Origin of the sequence: Sphingopyxis sp., assembly GCF_036402335.1 — a bacterium.
Lineage (GTDB): Bacteria > Pseudomonadota > Alphaproteobacteria > Sphingomonadales > Sphingomonadaceae > Sphingopyxis.
The window spans coordinates 1-1,589 of the sequence record NZ_DASWTD010000034.1 but is presented as its reverse complement, the minus strand read 5'-3'; the positions used below and the strand labels follow the sequence as shown (position 1 = coordinate 1,589).

At 65.4% G+C, this 1,589-nt stretch carries 2 protein-coding genes; both read right to left on the bottom strand.

Annotated elements, in window-relative coordinates:
• Positions 1-520: inner membrane-spanning protein YciB (locus tag VGD20_RS00905; RefSeq protein WP_331132651.1), on the bottom strand; the 520-nt coding region annotated here is incomplete at its 3' end.
• On the bottom strand, positions 517-1,443 hold the full coding sequence (gene ftsY / locus VGD20_RS00900; protein ID WP_331132650.1) for a signal recognition particle-docking protein FtsY: 927 nt from the start codon (positions 1,441-1,443) through the stop codon (positions 517-519). The genes VGD20_RS00905 and ftsY, both read right to left, overlap by 4 nt.
• Positions 1,444-1,589: the final 146 nt, after the last annotated feature.

The window sequence follows — 1,589 nt, the reverse complement described above, 5'->3', positions numbered from 1 at the left end:
TCATCTCGTACATCACATGGTTGGCGATGCCGAGCGCGGCGAAGAAAAGGCCCCAGTTGCGCGAGAGGAGCAGCCAGCCGCGGTCGGTCAGCCCCTCGAGCGCCGATTGCAGCAGATATTTGAGCATCGGCTTCTTGAAATAATATCCGCCGAGCAGCAGCACCGCGAAGGCGGCATAGATGATCGTCGGCTTCATCACGATGAAGCGCTCGTCGTGGAACCAGATGGTCAGCGCACCGAAACCGAGGACGAGGATGCTCGACATCCACAGCATCGGCGAAATCTTGCCGAGCTTCCATTTCGACACGGCCATCGCGATGACGATCGCGACCATGAAGGCGATGGTGCCCTTGATCGCCGCGGTCGTCGCGGCAAAGGCGCCTTCGCCGCCCGACGAGAATTTATAGGCAAGGAAGAAGACGAGCAGCGGCCCGAAATCGATGACGAAATTGAGCCAGCCATGCTTTGCCGGCGGCGGTGCGGGGACCGCTTCGGGGCCAGTGGGAAGCACGTCGCTCATCGAATATTTCCTGCAATGATGCCCGCAATTTCGTCCGCATCGAACGGGCGAAGGTCGTCGATCGTTTCGCCGATACCGATCGCGTGGATAGGAAGCCCGTGGCGCTCGGCGGCGGACACGAGCACGCCGCCGCGCGCGGTGCCGTCGAGCTTGGTCATCACGAGCCCGGTTACGCCTGCAACCTCGCGGAACACGTCGATCTGCGACAGCGCATTCTGCCCCGTCGTCGCATCGAGCACGAGCACGACATCGTGCGGCGCCGCGGGGTTGAGGCGGCCGAGCACGCGCTTGATCTTGGCAAGCTCGTCCATCAGCTCGCGCTTGTTCTGGAGGCGTCCGGCGGTGTCGACGATCAGCACGTCGATCCCCGTCGCGGTCGCCTGTTTTACCGCATCGAACACGATGCCCGCGCTGTCGCCGCCCTCGGGCCCGGCCATGATCGGCACGCCGAGCCGCTCGGCCCAGACCTTGAGCTGGCCGATGGCGGCCGCGCGGAAGGTGTCGCCCGCGACGAGCATCACGCCATAATCCTGTTCCTGGAACAGGTGCGCGAGCTTGGCGATCGTCGTGGTCTTGCCCGACCCGTTGACCCCGATCACGAGGATCACCTGCGGGCGCGGGAAGGCGTCGATGTCGAGCGGTTCGGCGACCGGGCGGAGCACCGCAGCGATTTCTTCGGCGACGACCTTGCGGAGCTCCTCGGTGCCGTTCGCGGCGATGTCGCGGCGTTCGGCGAGGCGGCTGCGGATGCGGTCTGCCATCGCGGGGCCAAGGTCGGCGGTGATCAGCGCTTCCTCGATGCGGTCGAGATCATCCTCGTCGAGCCGCGCCTTGCCGGTCAGCCCGGCGAGATTTTCGCCGAGCCGTTCGGAGGTACGGCGAAATCCGCCGAGCAGCCGTTCGCTCCAGCTTTTGCCGGTCATGCGGCGATATCCTTTGCTTCGATTTGGGTGGCGATCATGCGGTCGCCGTCGCGCGCTGCGAGGCGCACGGGGATAATGGTGCCGGGCGTGGCGGGTGCGGTCAGCGCCACGGCGGCAAAATTTTCGGCGTGGCCGCTGACGCCGTC

Coding starts and splice junctions, on each gene's coding strand:
- ftsY (WP_331132650.1), bottom strand. CDS start 1,443: ATGACCGGCAAAAGCTGGAGCGAACGGCTGCTCGGCGGATTTCGCCGT.